General features: G+C 75.5%; 17 protein-coding genes. 13 read left to right on the top strand and 4 right to left on the bottom strand.

All coding sequences use genetic code 11. From position 1 onward, the window contains the following. The first annotated feature begins 80 nt into the window (after positions 1-80). Genes ACYVGT_RS19075 through ACYVGT_RS19050 form a run of 6 tightly spaced genes read left to right on the top strand, consistent with a single transcriptional unit; the run spans position 81 to position 5,216 of the window. A complete protein-coding gene (locus ACYVGT_RS19075) occupies positions 81-920 on the top strand; it encodes a sugar phosphate isomerase/epimerase family protein (RefSeq protein WP_460860257.1) in 840 nt (279 codons plus the stop codon). Continuing rightward, the gene (locus ACYVGT_RS19070) at positions 917-1,741 is read left to right on the top strand and encodes an SDR family NAD(P)-dependent oxidoreductase (RefSeq protein ID WP_460860255.1); all 825 of its coding nucleotides are present in this window, start codon (positions 917-919) and stop codon (positions 1,739-1,741) included. Before ACYVGT_RS19075 ends, ACYVGT_RS19070 begins: the two co-directional genes overlap by 4 nt. Positions 1,742-1,796: 55 nt before the next feature. After that, complete coding sequence (locus ACYVGT_RS19065) at positions 1,797-2,786, top strand: ABC transporter substrate-binding protein (RefSeq protein WP_460860252.1); 990 nt, start codon at positions 1,797-1,799, stop codon at positions 2,784-2,786. Beyond that, positions 2,783-3,595: an ABC transporter permease gene (locus tag ACYVGT_RS19060; RefSeq protein ID WP_460860250.1), complete on the top strand. Its 813-nt coding sequence runs from the start codon at positions 2,783-2,785 to the stop codon at positions 3,593-3,595. Before ACYVGT_RS19065 ends, ACYVGT_RS19060 begins: the two co-directional genes overlap by 4 nt. Next, positions 3,592-4,356, top strand: a complete 765-nt coding sequence (locus ACYVGT_RS19055; RefSeq protein WP_460860248.1) for an ABC transporter permease — start codon at positions 3,592-3,594, stop codon at positions 4,354-4,356. The genes ACYVGT_RS19060 and ACYVGT_RS19055 overlap by 4 nt, the downstream gene beginning before the upstream one ends. A 59-nt stretch (positions 4,357-4,415) precedes the next feature. Beyond that, positions 4,416-5,216 carry an ABC transporter ATP-binding protein gene (locus tag ACYVGT_RS19050; RefSeq protein WP_460860247.1) on the top strand — a complete coding sequence of 267 codons (801 nt, stop codon included), beginning with the start codon at positions 4,416-4,418 and terminating at the stop codon, positions 5,214-5,216. A gap of 264 nt (positions 5,217-5,480) precedes the next feature. Here ACYVGT_RS19050 and ACYVGT_RS19045 read toward each other — a convergent pair whose 3' ends face one another. Next, entirely contained in the window at positions 5,481-6,677 is a 1,197-nt protein-coding gene (locus ACYVGT_RS19045; RefSeq protein ID WP_460860245.1) for a M20/M25/M40 family metallo-hydrolase, read from the bottom strand. A 318-nt stretch (positions 6,678-6,995) separates the two neighbouring features. On the opposite strand from ACYVGT_RS19045, the gene ACYVGT_RS19040 reads away from it, so the two are divergent. From ACYVGT_RS19040 to ACYVGT_RS19020, 5 genes are all read left to right on the top strand, one after another. Further along, the gene (locus ACYVGT_RS19040; RefSeq protein ID WP_460860241.1) at positions 6,996-7,757 is read left to right on the top strand and encodes a GNAT family N-acetyltransferase; all 762 of its coding nucleotides are present in this window, start codon (positions 6,996-6,998) and stop codon (positions 7,755-7,757) included. Further along, positions 7,757-8,494, top strand: coding sequence for a MurR/RpiR family transcriptional regulator (locus ACYVGT_RS19035; RefSeq protein ID WP_460860239.1), 738 nt, complete (start codon positions 7,757-7,759; stop codon positions 8,492-8,494). Before ACYVGT_RS19040 ends, ACYVGT_RS19035 begins: the two co-directional genes overlap by 1 nt. A 3-nt stretch (positions 8,495-8,497) precedes the next feature. Beyond that, positions 8,498-9,613 carry an o-succinylbenzoate synthase gene (gene menC, locus ACYVGT_RS19030; protein WP_460860301.1) on the top strand — a complete coding sequence of 372 codons (1,116 nt, stop codon included), beginning with the start codon at positions 8,498-8,500 and terminating at the stop codon, positions 9,611-9,613. A 244-nt stretch (positions 9,614-9,857) separates the two neighbouring features. Then, on the top strand, positions 9,858-11,393 hold the full coding sequence (locus ACYVGT_RS19025) for a Na+/H+ antiporter NhaC family protein (RefSeq protein WP_460860237.1): 1,536 nt from the start codon (positions 9,858-9,860) through the stop codon (positions 11,391-11,393). A 114-nt stretch (positions 11,394-11,507) separates the two neighbouring features. Further along, positions 11,508-13,100 (top strand): N-acyl-D-amino-acid deacylase family protein, encoded by a 1,593-nt coding sequence (locus ACYVGT_RS19020; RefSeq protein WP_460860233.1) that lies wholly within the window; start codon positions 11,508-11,510, stop codon positions 13,098-13,100. Between the two features lie 823 nt (positions 13,101-13,923). On the opposite strand, the gene ACYVGT_RS19015 is transcribed toward ACYVGT_RS19020, so the two are convergent. The 3 genes from ACYVGT_RS19015 to ACYVGT_RS19005 form a co-directional block, all read right to left on the bottom strand. Further along, positions 13,924-14,187, bottom strand: coding sequence for a twin-arginine translocase TatA/TatE family subunit (locus ACYVGT_RS19015; protein WP_460860231.1), 264 nt, complete (start codon positions 14,185-14,187; stop codon positions 13,924-13,926). Between the two features lie 314 nt (positions 14,188-14,501). Further along, entirely contained in the window at positions 14,502-15,506 is a 1,005-nt protein-coding gene (locus ACYVGT_RS19010) for a DUF2804 domain-containing protein (RefSeq protein WP_460860229.1), read from the bottom strand. 58 nt (positions 15,507-15,564) lie between these two features. Next, on the bottom strand, positions 15,565-16,014 hold the full coding sequence (locus ACYVGT_RS19005) for a nuclear transport factor 2 family protein (protein WP_460860228.1): 450 nt from the start codon (positions 16,012-16,014) through the stop codon (positions 15,565-15,567). 80 nt (positions 16,015-16,094) lie between these two features. Here ACYVGT_RS19005 and ACYVGT_RS19000 point away from each other — a divergent pair, with 80 nt between their 5' ends. Both ACYVGT_RS19000 and ACYVGT_RS18995 read left to right on the top strand, forming a co-directional pair. After that, entirely contained in the window at positions 16,095-16,703 is a 609-nt protein-coding gene (locus tag ACYVGT_RS19000; protein WP_460860225.1) for a TetR/AcrR family transcriptional regulator, read from the top strand. A 163-nt stretch (positions 16,704-16,866) separates the two neighbouring features. Continuing rightward, positions 16,867-17,655, top strand: coding sequence for an SDR family oxidoreductase (locus ACYVGT_RS18995; RefSeq protein WP_460860224.1), 789 nt, complete (start codon positions 16,867-16,869; stop codon positions 17,653-17,655). Positions 17,656-17,695: the final 40 nt, after the last annotated feature.

The following is a 17,695-nucleotide window of genomic DNA, read 5'->3' as shown; positions in this document are numbered from 1 at the left end:
ACCGTGCCGCCGCCGGCCGCCCCCTGGAGAGGATCACCCGCACCGTGCTTCCCGGCGTCTACTCGATCTCACTGCCCGATATGTCCCCCTGGGACGCCATCGGCGCTGTCCATCGCGCTGGTTATGCGGGAATCGAATGGCGTGTCGCAGACCCTCCCCCGCCCGCCGCCGAGCCGGACGCCCTCACCGCCAACCACTGCACGCTCCCGCCCGACCCCGCGGCCATGGAGGAGGCGGCCGAGCGGTGCGCCGCGGCGGGACTGGCCGTCATCGGGCTCTGCCCCTACACCGAGTTCAGCGACATTGCCGGGGTCGAAGCGGCGATGCGGCTCGCCCGCGCGGCCGGCGCTCCGATGGTGCGGGTGCGGGCGCCCTGGCGGGACGGCAGCCCCTACCGGGTACTGCTCGACCGCGCTGCCGCGCACTTCGCCGACGTCGCCGCCCTCGCCCGGCGCACCGGCATCCGAGCGGTGCTGGAACTGCACCAGCGGTCGATCTGCCCGAGCGCCTCGCTCGGCATGCGGCTGGCGGGCCGGTTCGACCCGGACTTCATCGGCGTCAACTACGACGCGGGCAACCTGCTGGTCGAGGGCTATGAGGACCACAGCCTCGCCCTGGAGCTCCTCGGCGGCCACCTCGCCCACGTACACGTGAAGAACGCCCGCTACGAGCGCCCCCCGGGCGGCGGCGTGTGGCGGCACCGGTGGTCGCCGCTGGACGACGGCCTGCTCGACACCGGCGCACTGCTGGACGCGCTCGACGCGGCCGGGTACCGCGGGTGGATCTCGGTGGAGGAGTTCAGCACCGACCGCCCGCCGCGCGCGGCCCTGGAGCACAACGCCCGCGTCCTGCGGGCCCACCCGGCCACCGGACGCGGCATGCGCCCGCAGGCCCATTCCCCGGGAAGGCACGCCCGATGAGGCCCCAGACCCCCTCCCCCGCCCCGCCGCGCAGCGCGGCGCAGCCGCCGGACGCCCCGGTCGCCGTGGTCACCGGAGGAGCAGGCGCACTCGGGGCCGCGATCGGGTCCCGGCTGGCGCGCGACGGCGCCCGCGTCATCCTCGTCGACCGCGACGCCGGTCCAGCCGAGCGCGCGGCAGCAGAGCTCACCGGGCAGCTGGACGGCGGCGGAGGCGGGTGCCCCGAGGTGCTCGGCTACGGCGCGGACGTGGCCGACGCGGGGCAGGTCGCCGCTCTTGCCGGGTGGCTGGCCGACCGGTTCGGCCGGGTCGACCAGGTGGTGAACAACGCGGCGGTAACCCGGCACCGGGCGCTGCAGGACACCGCACCGGCCGACTGGGACGCCGTGATGGCCGTCAACGTCCGCGGGCCGATGCAGGTGGCGCGCGCCATGCTGCCGCTGTGGGGGGACGGCGGCGGGCGCATCGTCAACATCGCCTCGCGCACCTGGCTCAGCGGAGGGCCCCCCGCCTACACCGCGTCCAAGGCCGGACTGGTGGGGTTGACCCGCTCGCTCGCGCTCGAACTGGGACCGCTGGGCGTCACCGTGAACGCGGTGGCGCCGAGCATGGTGGAGACCCCCTTCACCCGGGGCGCCCGCACCGACGCGGAGTACGCCGCGTTCCGGCGCCGGCACACCGCCATGACGCCGCTGGGGCGGCTCGCCTCGCCCGACGACGTCGCCGCGGCGGTCGGCTTCCTGGCCGGCCCGCACGCCGGCTTCATCACCGGCGAGGTCCTGCACGTCTGCGGCGGAGCACAGCTGGCCGCGGCCCCCTGAACCGCGCCCGGTCCGGTCCCTCCGGACCGGTGGAACACGAAAGGAGAGGGACGCCATGCGCATCCCCCCGGTGCTGGCGGCCGCGGCGGCCGTCCTGGTCGGCGCTGCCGGCTGCACGGGCACCGACACCGCCCTGAGCACCAGCGGCGACGGGCTGACCGTCGTCGACGTCGCCACCATCCCGGTGGCGGAGGCCGCTCCGCTGTACCTCGGCATCGAGAAGGGCTACTTCGCCGAGGAGGGCCTGGACGTCCGCGCCGAGGTCTCCAGCGGCGGCGCCGCCCTGCTGCCGGCGGTCCTCAAGAGCGACATGCACATCGGCTGGTCCAACCCGGTCACCCTGCTGCTCGCGGCGCAGCAGGGCATCGAGCTCAGCGTGGTGTCCTCGGGAGCGCTCTCCGGCGATCCCGACGCGCCGCTGCCGCCTCCCGACGAGCCGACGTTCGACCTGCTCAGCGCTGCGCCCGGGAGCGGCATCCGGGACGCTTCCGACCTGGACGGCGCGGTGATCGGGGTGGCGTCGCTGAACAGCATCGTCGACCTCACCCTGAAGGCGAGCATCGACGCGCACGGCGGCGACAGCGACACCGTGGAGATCGTGGAGATGTCCAGCGCCGAGCAGGCGCTCGCCCTGTCCCAGGGCCGGATCGACGCGGCGAAGACCGCCGAGCCGTTCGCAACCTCGATGGCCGATGCGGGCAACGTGCCGGTGCTGCGCCCCTACACCGACACCGTGCCCGGGCTGCAGAACGCGCTGTTCTTCACCTCGGACGCCTTCGCCGAGGACAACCCCGAGACGGTGGAGGCGTTCGCGCGCGCGATGGACCGCTCCCTGGCCGAGGCCGGCGAGCACCCCGACGCGGCCCGCGCGATGATCCCCGCCTACACCGACATCACGCCCGAGGAGGCCGAGCGCATCGAACTGCCGTACTGGAGTCCGGAGATCAACTGGGAGTCCATCGGCGCGCTCGCCGACATGATGGTCACCTACGACATGGCGCACACCCGACCCGACCCGGGCCTGATCGCCGGGGAGGCCCGATGAGCGCCGCACCCGCGGTACGCGCCCGCCGCGACGCCGGCCCGCGCGATCTGCCCGGCCCCGTGTGGGCGCTGCTCTCGGCCGCCGCGGCCGTCGGCGGCTTCCAGCTGCTGGTGTCGACCGGAGTGCTGCCCGCGGCGCACTTCCCCGGCGTCGCCGTGATCGGCGGGACGCTGGCCGAGATGGCGGCCGGCGGCGAACTGTGGCGCGCCGCAGCCGACACCATGGCCAGTGCCCTGATCGGGCTGGCGATCGCCGCCGCGCTGGGCGTGGCCGCCGGCGCCGTGATCGGCTCGAACGAGCTCGCCTACCGGTCGGTCCGGGCGGTCGTGGAGTTCCTGCGCCCGATCCCGTCGGTGGCCCTGGTGCCGCTGGTGGTACTGGCCTACGGCACCGGCCGGGAGGCGGCGCTGTTCCTGGTGGCCTTCGCCTGCTTCTGGCCGATGCTGGTGCAGACGGTGTACGGCATGCGCGATCTCGACCCGGTCGCGCTGGACACGGCGCGCACGTTCCGCACCGGGCGGCTGCGCACCTTCACCTCGGTGGTGCTGCCCAGCGCGGCGCCCTACATCCTGACCGGGCTGCGGATCGCCTTCTCGATCTCGCTGGTCCTCGCCATCACCGCGGAGCTGGTGATCGGCATGCCCGGGCTGGGGCAGCAGATCACGGTGGCCCAGCAGTCGGGCGACCTGCCGTCCATGTACGCGCTCATCATCGTGACCGGTGTGCTCGGCTACGCCTGCAACGCCGCCGTGGCGGCGGCAGAGCGGCGGCTGATCTCCTGGCACGCGTCCCAGCGAGGTGCACGTTGAGGAATCGGATCGCCCTCACCCTGGAGATCGGCGTACCGGTCGTCCTGGTCGGGCTGTGGTGGCTGGTGTCGCGGGTGTCGGACTCCTTCTACCTGACGCCGCTGGACAAGATCGCGGTCGCCTTCGCCTATAACTGGTTCTCCGAGCGGCTCGTCACCGACGTCCTGCCCAGCCTCTACCGGCTCCTGGCCGGCTTCGCCGCCTCGGCGCTGATCGGAGTCGCGCTGGGCATGGCGGCCGGGTCGGTGCGCTGGGTGGGCCGGCTGGTGGAGCCGTTCGCGGCGTTCTTCCGCGCGGTGCCGGCGCCGGCGCTGCTGCCGTTCGCGGTGGCGCTGTTCGGCATCGGCGACCAGATGAAGATCTTCCTGATCGTGACGGTCTGCGTGTGGCCCATCCTGCTGAACACCACCGAGGGGTTCGCCGGCGCCGACCGGACCATGGTGGAGACGGCGCGCACGCTCCGGGTCGGCCGGCGCCGGCTGCTGCTGGAGGTGCTGCTGCCCGCGGCACTGCCGCGCATCATGGCAGGCCTGCGCACGGCGCTGTCCCTGGCGGTGATCACGATGGTCATCAGCGAGCTGGTCGGCAGTACCAACGGGATCGGCTTCTTCGTGCTGCAGGCGCAGCGGTCGTTCGCGCTGGCCGACATGTGGTCGGGCATCGTGCTGCTGGGCATTATCGGCTACCTGCTGAACCTGGCGTTCGAGCGGCTGGAGCGGCGCGTCGTCGGCTGGCAGCACGAGAGCCGGGGTGCAGCGTGAGCGCCGGCGCGGCAGGGCCGCGTCGGGGCGGCGCGGAGACAGGCAACGGAGGAGAGAGCATGCTGCAGGTGTCGGGGATCGCCAAGCGCTACGGTGCGCCGGACTCGGGCCACCTCGCCCTGCGCGACGTCGGTTTCGGTGTCGGCGAGGGCGAGATCGTCACCGTGGTCGGACCGTCCGGCTGCGGCAAGACCACCCTGCTCAAATGCGTGAGCGGGCTGATGGAGCCCACGGCGGGCGAGGTGCTGCTGGAGGGGCGGCCGGTGGACGGCCCTCCAGAGGGCATGGCCGTCGTGTTCCAGGACTACTCGCGGTCGCTGTTCCCCTGGCTCAGCGTGCGCGACAACGTGCGCTTCCCGCTGCGCGGCAAGGGGCTGGACAAGGCCGAGCAGGCGCGGCGGGTGGAGGAGGCCGTGCAGGCCGTGGGGCTGGCCGACGCGGCCGGGCGGCGCCCCTACGAGCTGTCCGGCGGCATGCAGCAGCGGACCGCCATCGCCCGCGCGCTGGCCTACCGGCCGCGGATCATGCTGATGGACGAGCCGTTCGCCTCGGTCGACGCCCAGACCCGGGAGGACCTGGAGGACCTGGTCCGCACCGTCCGGGACCGGTTCTCCATGACGGTGCTGCTGGTGACGCACGACATCGACGAGGCCGCCTATATCAGCGACCGCGTCGTGGTCCTCACGCCGTCGCCGACCGAGGTGCGCACGGTCGTCCCGGTTGACCTGCCGGCCGGGCGCAACCACCTGGAGACGAAGGCGCTGCCCGAGTTCAGCACGGTCCGCACGCGGATCTACCGCGAGGTCAAGCGCCCCGCCGCCGAAGCTGCGGCAGAGTCCGCCGAGTCCGGCGCCGCCTGACAGGCAGGGCACCGCCGCCGGGCCGGTCCCGCGCAGCCGCGAGAAGCTGCGCGGGACCGGCCCGTGCGTTCTCCGTTCTCCCGTCCGGCCCCGGTCCGGGTGCGGTGGACAGGCCGCGCTCCCGGTCCGGCCGAAGCGCGGCCTGCTGGGCACCGCCCGGCGGAGCCGGACTCCGCACACCGCGGAGAACCGCGGTGCCTCTCTTCGTCGCTTCGTCGCTTCGTCGTGTGCGCGCTGCGCCGGGCCGCGCTGCTCCGGCGCGCCCTACAGTTCGCTGAGGAGGGCGGCGGTGAAGGCGGCGCGGTCGGGGAGTGCGGCGGGGTGGATGTGCTCGTGCAGGGCGTGGGCGCCGGCGCCGGTGGGGCCGAGGCCGTCGAGGGTGGGCAGGCCGAGGGCGCCGACGGTGTTGGTGTCGGCGGCGCCGGCGGCCGGGGCGGCGCTGCAGTCCAGGCCGAGGCGGTCCGCAGCGGACTCGGCGGCGCGCACCAGGGCGTCGGAGGCGCCGCCGGGCGCCCAGGTGGGGCGGCTGGACAGGATCTCGGTGCGCAGCGCGGCACCGGGGCGCACCGGTTCGAGGGCGGCGATCGCGTCGAGGACGCTGCGCTCGGTGGCGGCGTCGGTGAACCGCAGCCCGATATCGGCGCTGGCCGCTTCGGGCACCACGTTGGTCCGGCCGCCGCCGGCCAGCGTGCCCACGTTGCACAGCACGCCGCTGCCGTGCTCGGCGACGACGCGGCGGACGGAGATCAGCGCGTCGACCAGTTCGTCCACCGCTGACACGCCGCGCTCCGGGTCGAGCGCCGCGTGCGCCGCGCGCCCGTCGGCATACAGCCGCAGCCGGGTGCTTCCGCGGCGGCCGCGCTTGAGCGCGCCGCCCGGATGCGGCGACTCGAATCCGAGCGCGGCACAGGCGCCCTCGGCCCGGGAGCGCACCAGGCCGGTCGAGGTGGGCGAGCCGACCTCCTCGTCGGCGACCACCACGATGCGCACCGGCCGGTGCGCGATGCCGTGCGCGGCGGCGGCCTCCAGCGCCGCCTCCATGACGACGAGGCCGCTCTTCATGTCGAACGCGCCGGGGCCGGCCGCGGTGGCGGGGCCGTCCGGGCCGGCCGCCTCTGCGCGCCAGGGCATCGGTCCGGCGAGGTGGCCGCGCGGCCAGACGGTGTCGTGGTGGCCGATGAACAGGACCGGCTCCTCGCCGGCGCGGTCCGGGTGGCCGGGGTGGTCGGCGGCGACGTGGTCGCCCTGGGCGCCCGGTACCCGGCGGGCGTCGCAGCCCAGCGCGGTGTAGCGGGCGATGAGGCGGTCGGCGAAGGCGTCCAGTGCCTCCCGGTCACCGGTGGGCGTCTCGTGCTCGACGTAGGAGCGGACCCGCTCCAGCAGCTCGGCGCTGCGGCCGCGCAGGCCGGCGAGCAGCGCATCGGAGGGGGCGGGGTGCGGAGCGGCGGGGCCGGGGGTCATGCGCAGTCCTCGGGGTCGGGATCACGGGCGGGGCGGCGGGGGACGGTGCAGTCCGCCGCGGATCGGTGGCGGGTCCGGCACGGGTGGGCATCGAAGCCCGCGCTCGACCGATATACGAAACGTATATACACCTCGCGCGCGCCGTCCAGACCCGCCTCCTTCTCGTGTTGATTTCTGATTTCGCTGGACACGATGGATTGACACGGCAATCACGTGATTGGTACCACTTCCTATCAGCAAGCAATATGTTCCGAATCATCGGCGATCGCCCCCCTGCTCACCCCGCTGATCCGCCGCCCGTCGAGGAGACCGCCGCCCATGCCCTCCGCTCCACCGCCTCCGCCAGCACCCGTGGTCGAGACGCTCACCAGCGCCGCCGACCTCGACCAGGCGACCGCGCTCTACCGCGACGTGTTCGGCTACACCGACCAGCGCCAGGGCGCCAGCCCGCGGCTGCTCACCGCGCTGCGCAGCAACGGCGGCTCGGTGGTGGGGGCACGCGGTGCCCATGGGCGCATCGTCGCCTTCGCCTACGGCTTCCTCGGCACCGACGGCCGCAGCACGTACCACTACTCCCAGGCCGCGGTGGTCGACGCCGCCTACCAGGGGCGCGGCCTGGGCCGGGCGCTGAAGGCCGCCCAGCGCGAGGTGGCGCTGTCCTGGGGCACCACGCGGATGCGGTGGACCTACGACCCGCTGCTGGCCCGCAACGCGCACTTCAACCTGGACGTGCTCGGCGCCGTCGGCCGCTGGTTCTCGCCCGGCTACTACGGCGACGGCACCGACCGGGTCACCGTGGACTGGGACCTCGTGCCCGAGCCGGGCCCGCGCACCGCTCCCGCGTCGCCGCCCGATGCCGCGGCCACCGCGTGGGGGCGGCCGATCGAGGACGGCAGCAGGGTCTGGATCCCGGTCCCCGCGGACACCGCCGCGCTGCAGCGCACCGATCCGGGTGCCGCCGCGGAGGCGCGCCGCGCCACGGCCGCGACACTGGGGGAACTGACCGCAGACGGCTGGGCCGCGGTCTCGTGCACGGTGCGCGGCAGCGGCACGGCCCTGTACCGACTGGAGCGCTGCTGATGGACCTCCCGCCCTCTCCCGCCGACACTGCCCCCGCCGACCCCGCGACCCCCGCCGCCGGACACTCCGATCCCGCCGGCGCCGCCGGTCCCGACCACGCTGAGAACCGGCGCCTGCGCAGCCAGGAGGACCGGTTCAGCGCGCGGCTGCAGCGGCCCTCGTCGTCGGAGGCGCTGCAGCGGCGCCTCATCGAGCAGGAGGCCCGCAACCTGCGCGAGGCGCTCCAGCGCGTCGAAGCGGACGGCTCGGTGGCCCGCGCCGCCGCCGCGGTCGTCGCAGCGCGCCGCCGCTTCATCACCGGCGCGGGGAAGTCCTTCGCCTACGCGTCGCTGCTGGCCACCGACCTCGCGGCCGGGCTGTCGAACACCGTGCTCGTGGACGGCGCCGTGGCGCGCCCGCTGGACGTGCTGGCCGAGGTCCGCTCCAGCGACGTGCTGGTCGCCGTGTCGATGCGCCGGTACCGGCGGGAGACGGTGTCGTTCGCCGAGCACTTCGCGGCGGCCGGCGGCCGGGTCGTCGCCATCACCGACGACGCGGCCGCGCCGCTGTCGGCCACCGCGCACGAGACGATCGCGGTCACCACCGACAGCGCCTCCTACGCCGACTCCCCCACCGCCGTCGCGGCCGTCGTCCACCTGCTCACCACACTCACCACCGCCAGTTCCAAGGGCGCCCGGCGCCGGCTCGCCGAACGCGGCCGGATCAGCCGCACGCTCGGCACCTACCTGGAGGACTGAACCATCCGCATCACCGAGGCATCCCTGCACCTGGTCCGGCTCCCGCTGGTGCACGCCTTCGAGACCAGCTCGCACCGCAAGGACCACCTCGACCACATCCTGGTGCGCCTGGCGACCGAGTCCGGCGCGGAGGGCTGGGGCGAGATCGCCTCCCCGTCCGACCCCTACTACTGCGGCGAGACGACCGAGACCGCCTGGCTGACCGCCGAGCGGTACCTGCTGCCGGCCGTGGCCGGAGCCGAATGGGACCACCCGTCGCAGCTGCCGGAGCTGTGGCGGCGGGTGCGGGGCAACCGCTTCGCCGCCGCCGGGGTGGACGCGGCCGGCTGGGCGCTGTGGGCGGCCGAGACCGGCGTCTCGCTGGCCGCGGCGCTCGGCGGCACCCGCTCGTCGGTCACCGCCGGAGTCTCGCTCGGCATCGAGCCGACCTACGAAGCCCTGCTCGCCCAGGTCGCCCGGCAGGTGGAGGCCGGTTACCCGCGGGTGAAGCTGAAGATCGCGCCCGGCTGGGACCGCGAGCCGGTGCGGGTGGTCCGCGAGGCGTTTCCCGACACCGACCTGCACGTCGACGCGAACGGCGCCTACCCCGGCGACGCCGAGTCGATGGCGGTGCTGCGCGGGCTGGACCGCTACGGCCTGCTCATGGTGGAGCAGCCGTTCGCACCCCGCGACCTGCTGTCGCACGCGGAGCTGCAGAAGGGCATGGACACGCCGGTCTGCCTGGACGAGTCGGTGGAGGAGCTGGACGACCTGCGGACCGCGCTCGCGCTGGGCGCGGTGCGGGTGCTCAACATCAAGGCGTCGCGCATGGGCGGCCTGACCGCCGCTGCCGCTGCGCACGACCTGGCGGGAGAGCACGGCATCCCGGTGTGGTGCGGCGGGATGCACGAGTTCGGCGTGGGCCGGGCGGCCAACGTCGCCCTGTCCAGCCTGCCCGGGTTCACCCTGCCCTCGGACGTGTCGGCGTCGTCGAAGTACTACGCGCGCGACGTGATCGACCCGCCGGTCACCGCGGACCAGGGCAGCGTGGCGGTCCCCACCGGCCCCGGGCTCGGCCACGCGGTCGACACCGCGTTCATCGCCGAGAACCGCCTGCGCACCGCGACCGTCACCGCCTGACCCCGCTCCCTCCCGGGCCCGGAACCCCCGGGCCCGGACGCAGCCTCCGCCCTGCCCCACGGCGCATCCGCCCTCTTCTGGCGCGCGGCGCCCCGCGCCCGCGGAGCGCTCCCGCGAGCACCCGGAACCTCCCGAGCTCGGCTCGGCCCCCAGCACCGCCGGATCCCCGTTCCCGCCCGGCGGCAACCCCACCGTCGCGTCCCGCGACACCCCTCACGAACCCCCTCACGAAACAGGAAGCACCATGAACCCAGACTCGCGCTCCGGCCCCGCGCCGGGCCCCAGCCCAGAGGACACCGCTCCGGACGCCGGTCCGGACGCCGCCGCGGCCGGCAGCTCCGGGAGCGCGGACGGCTCGGGCGGCACCGAGTCGTCCAACGCCTACGACGTCGCGGTGTCCCCGGCCCGGCGCCGCACCATAAACACCATCGCCGTGCTCGGCGTGGCCGGGTCGGTGGTCGCCGGCTTCTTCGGCGGCGCCCCCACCATCTGGGGGCTGCTGCCGATCGTGCTGTACGCGGTGCTGGCGCTGCTCGGCATGGACATCGTGGTCGCCACACTGGCCGCGATCGTGTCCGCGGTGGCCATCGCGCAGCTCAGCCCGCTGGAGATCGGCACCCTGCTCGGCGAGTCACTGGCCCAGGACGTGACCCTGATCGGGCTCATCATCATGCTCGGCGCGGGCGTCGGCGAGGTCCTGAAGGTGACCGGGGTGGCGGACACGATCGTCCGCGGCGTCATGCGGGTCGTCGGCGAACGCAACCGCACCGCGGTCGTGTTCGGCATGATGATCGCTCCGCTGGTGCTGGTCGCCAGCCTCGGCACGCTGGCCGGTGCGCTGGCCATCGCCACCCCGATCCTGCTGCCGATCGCGGCGCGGATGAACTTCACCCGGTCGGCCACCGCGGCGACCATCTTCATCGGCGGCTGCGCCGGCCTGGCGCTGGCCCCGTTCGCCGGCTCCAACGTCGCGATCATGGACGCCGCCGAGGTGAGCTACCTCAGCTACGTCGTGCACGGCGCGGGGCCGCTCGCGATCCTGTCGATCGTGCTCGGCCTGTTCGTGGTGCCGTGGATGCAGCGCCGCACCGAGAAGACCGGCGACTTCTACACCACCGCCGACGTCGGCGGCGCCGCTGAGGAGTCGGAGCGGCCGCGCACCGCCGGCCGCGCCACCGCGGTGTTCTTCGCCGTGCTGGCGGTCACCGTCGCCTACGCCACCGCGACCAACGCCGGCACCGCCTTCCCGCTGCTGGCGCTGCCGCTGCTGGGCGTGGCCACCGGCCTCGCCGCCGGGCTGGGCAGCACCCGGATCACCGAGCTGCTGTACCGCGGCGCGTCCAAGCTGATCAGCATCTTCCTGCTGTTCTGGCTGCTGGCGGCGCTGTTCCTGCTGATCGAGCAGCTGGCGCCGTTCGAGGTGATCATCGACGTGTTCGGCGCCGAACTGGCGGGCAGCTCCGCGTTCGTCTTCGCCCTGCTGATCGCCATGCTGGGCTGGGTCGGCGTGCCGGGGGCGACGGCCGCACAGGTCGTGCTGCTCGACGAGGTGTTCGGCGGCCTGGCGGCCAACATCGGCGTGTCCGCCGGCGCCTGGGTGATCGTGCTGCTGTTCGCCTCCAAGGCCGACACCTACGGGCCCTTCCCGAACGGCAACATGATCGGCGCGATGGGCCTGGCCCGGTCGTCCAATCTGAAGAACATGCTGATCACCGGCTGGGCGCTGCTGATCCCGGCCTGCGCCATGTACGTGATCATGCTGTACTTCCTCACCGCCTGACCGGCCGGAGCGGGGCTGCCGCGCGGCAGCCCCGCTCCCCCTCCCCTGCCCGGTGCCCGGCCGCGGCGGCCCTGCCGCGGCCGGGCGGCACGCCCTTCTCCCCTGGAGGAACCTGTGGACCAGCACGACATCGTCATCGCCGGCGGCACCGTCATCGACGGCACCGGCGCTCCGGGGCGGCGGGCCGACGTCACCGTCGACGGCGGCCGCATCACCCGGATCGCCGAGCCCGGGACGGCCGGGGTGCGCCCGCGCGGGCGCACCGAGATCGACGCATCCGGCCACGCCGTCGCGCCGGGCTTCATCGACCTGCACTCGCACGCGGACTTCGCCGTCGAGGGCGCTCCCGCGGCAGGCAGCCAGCTGCACCAGGGCGTCACCACACTGGTCACCGGCAACTGCGGCTGGTCGACGTTCCCGGTCGACCCGGGCGGCCTGCTGCGCTCCTGGAGCGCGTTCCTCGCACCGCAGACCGCATGGGCACACACCGACGCCGGCGGCTTCGCCGACGCGGTGGACGGCGCGCGCCCGGCCGTCAACATCGCGCTGCAGGCGGGCCACGCCGCACTGCGGCTGGCGGCGATGGGCGACGCCGAGCGGGCGCCCGAGCCGGCCGAGCTGGACGCGATGCGGGCGCTGCTGCGGAGCGCCGCCCGCCAGGGCGCCTACGGCTTCTCCACCGGCCTGATCTACGCGCCGGGCACGTTCGCCGCCGAAGACGAGGTGCGGGCGCTGGTCGCGGAGGCAGCGGCGTGCGGCCTGCTGTACTCCACGCACATGCGCAACGAGTCGGGCACCCTGCTCGAGGCGGTGCACGAGGCACTGGGCGCAGCCGGGGCGGCCGGCGCGCGGCTGGAGATCTCCCACCTCAAGGCGATGGGGCCGCAGAACCACGGCGCGGTGCACGCGGCCCTGGAGGCGCTGGACGCTGCGCGCGAGCGCGGTGTCGACGCGACCGCCGACGTGTATCCCTACACCGCCTCCAGCACCACGCTGACGTCGCGGCTTCCCGCGTGGGCGATGGACGGCGGCGCGCCCGCGCTGCTGCAGCGGCTGGCCGACCCGGCCGAGCGCGGCCGCATCGCCGACGGGCTGCGGGCCCGGTTCGGCCGCGACGTGGACCCCGAGGGCGTGGTGCTGGCCGAGCTGCGCGACGGCCCCTACACCGCCTCGACCGGGCTGAGCATCGCCGAGGTGGGCCGGCGCGAGGGCACCGACCCGGCCGAGGCCGCGCTGCGCGTGCTCGCCGCACACGGCGGCGCGGCGACGATCGTCAACCACGCGATGAGCGAGGACGACGTGAGCGCGGTGCTGGCGCACCCGATGGTGGCGGTGGCCTCGGACGGCTGGGCCCTGACCGCCGACGGCGACGGCACCACCCACCCGCGCAGCTTCGGCACGTTCCCGCGGGTGCTCGGCCGCTACGTCCGCGAGCGGGGCGTGCTGTCGCTGCCGGACGCGGTGCGCAAGATGACGTCGCTGCCGGCCGCGCGGCTCGGTATGGCCGACCGCGGGCGCATCGCCGAGGGGGCGGTCGCCGACATCGCCGTCTTCGACCCGGACACCGTGGCCGACCGGGCCACCTTCACCGATCCGTGGCAGCTCTCGACGGGTGTCTCCGCCGTCCTCGTGGACGGTGTCCCCGCCCTCCTCGACGCGGCTGCGACCGGCGCCCGTCCGGGCCGGACCCTCCGCCGCCCGGCCTGACCCGGCCGGCAGCACGCCAACCGCGCCGGCGGGCAACAGGCGCCGCCCCGCCCGCCTTCCGCGAGCGGGCGGGGGCGCTGCGCCGGCGGCCGGTGGGCGGATCCCGGGTCCGGGCCCGTGCGGCACGGCTCGGACTCCGGCGGGCGGCACCGCCGCTCACGGCCGGCACCGGCCTGCGGATCCCTCCGCTCCCCGGGGCGCGGATCGGCCGATCAGCGGCCGAGCGGGGGGACGGCATCGCCCGATGCGCCCCGCGCGCCCGGTGGGCGGGCAGCCGGGGTCCGGTGTGCAGGGGCCGGCTCAGACCTTCCGGGCCTGCCCCGCGCCCCGCGTTCCCCGCCGCCGGCTCGCAGCCGCCGCCCACCCGCAGCGCACGTCCGGCCCGCCAGCCGCAGGCCGCAGTTCAGCGGCTGGGTCGCTGAGCCCGCGCGGCCGCATGCGGCCCGCCGGCATTCGGCGGACCGGGGGCAGGCGCTGCCCCGGCCGGAGGCGGGGCCGTGTACAGCGCACAGGCGGCCCGCGGCGGCCTCGGGCTCCTCGTGGTGCAGCGCCAGGCGGACCGGTGGCTTCCCGGAGCCTTCGGGCTCCTCCCGCCCGGCAGCAGCGGAGGTGGCGCCGGCCCGGCTCGGCGCGCGGAGCGGACGGGTCGCAGGACGCCGGGGGCAGCGGCATCCGGCGCGGAGCGGGCGCGCCGCCGGCAGCGCCGCACCCGTCCTCGCAGCGGCTGCCCGTGCACTCCGCGGCGCGGCTCCGGCGGCACCCGCCGGGGCCGTTTGCGGCGTGCTCCGCCCGCATGCCGAGAGCACGGCCGGGGCCGCAGGGTTCAGGGGCCGGCGGGGCGCTGGCCGTCCTGGGCGGTCGGAGGAGCCGGGTCGGGGGTGGCGGTGGCGGTGGGGCGCTGTTCGGTGGCCGCGCCCGCTGTGCCCGTGCCGCCGTCGCCGTCCTCGTCGGCCAGCCCGCGGGTCTCCGCTTTGAGGATGCGCGCGCTGCGGCCCAGCGAGCGGGCCAGCTGCGGAAGCCGGCTCGCGCCGAAGACCAGCAGCGCGATCAAGAGGAGGATGAGCAGCTCTCGTCCGCCGAGGCCCATGTCCGACCCTCCGGTTCGTCGTGGAGGCGCCGACTGAGCCGGCGCTGTTCCCTGCGAGGATACGCCCGCTCCGCGCGGACCGGCGCGCACCCCGGCCCTGGCGGCGCAGAGCGCGCCCCGAGGTCGGCCCGGTGGACCGGCGCGGGGACCGGGGCCCGCGGCGGTGCTTCGCCGCGGCGCACCGGCGGCCGCGGCAGGGCGGATCCGGTGCAGCGGCCCACCGCAGCTCCGCGCAGCGGGCACACCGGCCCCCGCGCGCCTCGGGGGCGGCACGCGCCGCGGCGCCGACCGCGCCCCTGCCGCAGGAGCGGCGGCTACCAGCGCATGCGCACCTGCTCGGCCCAGCCGAGGAGGCCGTCGATGCGGATCGGGCCGCCCTCGTCGGGGCGGACCGTGCCGGAGTAGTGGCCGAAGCACTGGTGGGTGTCGTTGGAGACCGGGCCCGCCCAGATGCGGTCGGCGCGCTCGTGGACCGGGGTGAAGACCAGGTCGACGCGGTCGGAGGCGGGGGTGCGCAGCCGCCAGGGGGCGGTGAAGTCGGCGGTGTCGTACTCCCAGTCGAGCTCTTCGCCGATCTTGGTGAGGCGGCCGTCGATGCACAGCGCGTTCTCCGTCGTGCCGGTGCCGGCCGTCCAGCCGCCGCCGAACTGGAGGCCGACCGTGTGCCCGGCGGCGGTGCCGGAGGCGGCACCCCAGTTCCAGGCGGTGGCGTAGGGCCAGCGGCCGCGGCCGTGGTCCAGGACGCCCCAGCCGCCATCGAAGGGGATGGCGCGCCCGCCGAGTCGGACTTCGCCGCTGGCGGGGCGGGCGGTGTGCTTCGAGGTGTACTGGAAGCGGCGCCCGCTCCACGGCACCACGACGGAGAGGACCTCGTGGCCGTCGGGCAGCGCCACTTCGAGGTCGCCGCTGAGCGGGCCCTCGGCGGTGCGGCAGGAGAACCGCAGCCGGGTGCCGGACGGGGTGGGCGTGATCGCGGCGCGGACCGGCCCGACCGAGGCCGCCGGGCCGCCGTCGAGGGTGTCGGGCAACCGGACAGCCGCGGCGCCGGGCGACAGTCCGGTGCTGCCGGTCTCCACGCCGCCGAACTCCACCAGGTAGACGGCGGCGAGCCCGAGGTAGTCGATGTCGGCGAGGGTGAGCGCGACCAGGTGGGTGGGGGTGGCCACCGCCCAGTACTCCCACTTCTTGGTGCGCCCCCACCCCGGCACGGCGGTGCGGTGCACCGGCCGCCGGGACCACCCTGCAGCGTCCGGGTTGAGCGCCCCGTCGGCCCGGCACAGGTCGACCGGCCCGGTGATCTCCCGCTCATGCGTCGCCATGGCGGCAGGATAGCGGGGCGCCGCAGCGCCGGCGGCGCTGCGGCCCCGCCGCACTCCGCTACCCCTGCGGCGGCCCGAAGGCCGCGGTGAAGGCGACCGGATTGGCGTACTCCTCCACGGCCGCGACGCGGTCGCCGTCCCAGTCGACGCGGAGCACGTAGACGTTGCGGTAGGGGGCGCCGCCGGCGGCGGTGAAGTCGCCGCGAGCCTGCACGAAGGCGGTAGCCCCGTCGGCGGAGGCGGTCACCCGCACGTCGGTGAAGCGGATCCGCTCCATGTTCTGCAGCACGGTGTCCAGGTACCCGAGCACCTCCGCGGCGCCGGTGAAGCGCGCGGCGGGCTCCGGGGCGCCGTCGAAGGAGAGCGGGATCGTCAGCACGGCACCGTCGCCGGTCATCCGGGCCAGCGCTGCGGCGTCCCCGCCCTCCAGCGCCGCCAGGTAGGCGCGGGTGCGCTCGGCGGCCTGGTGCGGCGCGGGATCGGCAGTGCGGGGGGCAGTGGTCTCCACAACGGCTCCTTTTTGAGACTGGGTATCATTCGATACCGAGGATCATACGGGTTCCGGTATCGGGAGTCTACGATGGCCGCATGGACCGAGCACCCTCCGCAGATCCGCCGCTGCGCGAGCGCAAGCGGCAGCGCGCCCGCGCGGCGATCACCGAGGCCGCGCACGCCCTCTTCGACGAGAAGGGCTTCGACGCGGTGACCGTGGCCGACATCGCGGCGCGCGCCGAGGTCGGCCGGGCCACGTTCTTCCGCTACTTCGGCGACAAGCAGGAAGTGGTGTTCGACGGCAGTCCCCGTCCCGACGCCGCGGCGCTGGCCGGCCTCACCACCGCCGAGCCGGAGGGGCCGATCGGCGACTCGCTGCCGCGGGCCCTGGACTGCGTCCGCGCGGCGGCGGCCGCCCTGTCCGCACAGCTGGCGGCCGACCCGGTCGGCTACGCACGGCATGAGCGGCTGGTGGCATCAGCCGCCGAGCTGCAGGGCCGCAGCCTCGTCAAGCAGCGGGGCTACGCCGATGCGATGGCCGAGCTCCTGCACCGGTGGGGCGCCGACCCGGAAACCGCGCGGCTGGCCGCCGAGGTCGGCCTGGCCTGCGTGGCGGCCGGGCGCGCCGACGCGGCGGGCGACGCCGAGCGGCTGCCCGGTGCGGTCGATGCCGCCTTCGCCCGCCTGCTGGGACGTGGCCGGTGAACAACCGCCCTGCTGCTTCCCGCTCCGACTCCCCCGCCGGCCGTGCGGCGGGCAGTAGGATGCGGCCCGTCCGCGCGGCCCGCGCGGCGGCGACGGAGGAGGGCGCAGTGGCCGAGACGACCATCCGGTGCACGGGCGGGGGCTCCCCTGCCGGGCGGCGGCGGTGAGCCGCACGGCGCTCGTCACGGGCGCGTCCTCGGGGATCGGGGCCGCGGTCGCGGCCGCTCTGCTGCGCCGCGGCGCGACCGTCTACGGCACCAGCCGCGCCCCGGAGCGGGCCGCAGCGCCCGAGGGCGCGGTGATGCTTCCGCTCGACCTGTCCGACCCCGACTCGGTGCGGGCGTGCGCGGAAGCGGCGGGCAGCGTGGACATCCTGGTCAACAACGCCGGCGAGAGCCAGAACGGCCCGCTGGAGGAGCTGCCGGTCGAGGCGGTGCGCCGGGTCTTCGCCACCAACGTGTTCGGGGCGGTGCAGCTCACCCAGCTCCTGCTGCCGGGCATGCGCGAGCGCGGCTACGGGCGGGTGGTGATGGTCGGCTCCATGCTGGCGAGCTTCCCGCTGGCCTACCGGTCGTCCTACGTGGCGTCGAAGGCGGCGCTGAAGGGGTTCGCCGACGCGGCGCGCCGCGAGGTGGCGCCCTACGGCGTCGGCATCACGACGGTCGAGCCGGGGTCGATCAACACCGGGATCAGCGAGCGGCGCACCTCCTACTGCGCCGACGACTCGCCCTACGCCGCGGAGCACCGGACGATGATCGCGGCGCTGGACGCCAACGAGGCGCGCGGCGTCCCCGCCGAGAGGGTCGCGGCGACGGTGCTCCGCGCCATCGGCGCGGCCCGCCCCCGCCCGCTCTACGCCGTCGGCAGCGGCGGCCCGCTCGTCTTCCCGCTGCGCCGCCTGCTCCCGCGCGCCGCCATCCACCGGATCACCGCCCGCAAGCACGGCCTCTGACCGCCGCGCGACGCTCCGGCCGGGCGGCGCGGCAAAGCTG

The sequence above is a fragment of the Nocardiopsis coralliicola genome, from assembly GCF_054779695.1.
Note: the sequence above shows the minus strand (reverse complement) of the source record. Positions and strands in the feature narration are given on the sequence as shown.